The sequence below is a fragment of the Bacteroides sp. ET225 genome (assembly GCF_024733745.1).
GTDB lineage: Bacteria > Bacteroidota > Bacteroidia > Bacteroidales > Bacteroidaceae > Phocaeicola > Phocaeicola excrementipullorum.
Genome location: NZ_JANRHN010000090.1, coordinates 1 through 901, shown reverse-complemented (window position 1 = coordinate 901; position 901 = coordinate 1). Strand labels below are relative to the sequence as shown.

General features: G+C 44.4%; 1 protein-coding gene. It reads right to left on the bottom strand.

Annotated elements, in window-relative coordinates:
* Window positions 1–16 precede the first annotated feature (16 nt).
* A complete protein-coding gene (locus NW212_RS15220; RefSeq protein WP_258339458.1) occupies window positions 17–790 on the bottom strand; it encodes an IS5 family transposase in 774 nt (257 codons plus the stop codon).
* Window positions 791–901 lie beyond the last annotated feature (111 nt).

The following is a 901-nucleotide window of genomic DNA, read 5'->3' as shown; positions in this document are numbered from 1 at the left end:
AGAAGCTGTTTTGATTTCATTCGATAAATTTGTTAAGCATGATTTGGATGAATGCAATCTGTACCATAGCTTCTGCGGTTTCAGCAAGGAATTCATAATCGATGGTCAGCCTTCTGAAGTTTTCCAGCCATGAGAAAGAGCGTTCCACAATCCAGCGTTTGGGCAGTACTTGAAATTTGGATGGACATTCGTCCGGTCTGAGTACGACCTCCAATATCCATCCGAATTTCTTCTTGACCCAATCAGCCAAATCTCCCCTATAGCCTCCGTCCGCCAGGATTTTCACCAAGCGCGGAAATTTATAAGCGAGTTTCTCTATGGCTTGTGGGGCGCCCTTGCTGTCATGCAGGTTGGCTTCATGGATTGCGACGGCTAACGGAAGGCCAAGCGTATCGACAATGATGTGCTCTTTACGTCCTTTGATTTTCCTGTTCCCGTCTATACCACGGTCAGAATCAACATGATGGGAGGTCTTTACGCTTCTGGAATCCATGATGCCAAGACTGGGACTTTCCTCCCGTCCCGCCTGTTTACGGATAAGGGAGTGCAAGGCATCCATCACCTCTTCAAACACACCTTCAAGCTTCCACTTGCGGAAGTAGTAATAGACGGTTTGCCAAGGGGCGAGGTCAGAAGGAAGCATACGCCATTGGCAGCCGGTCTTGTTGATATAAAGGATGGCATTCATTATCTCTTTAAGCGGATGTTTTCGGTTCCTCGCTTGCGGCTCTAAAATATTTTTTATAACTTGCCACTGTTTTTCAGTCAGGTCGGTTGGATACTGTGTCATAACTTTATTGTTTGGTACCTTTAAAGATATAACATTTTTCCAATTGACCGACTGATTTGAGATCTGAAGATGCTTATAACATTATTCTTGAATCAATTCAAAACAGTTTCT

Bases quoted from the DNA above. Each gene is read 5' to 3' on its own strand.
- NW212_RS15220 (WP_258339458.1), bottom strand. From the start codon at position 790: ATGACACAGTATCCAACCGACCTGACTGAAAAACAGTGGCAAGTTATA.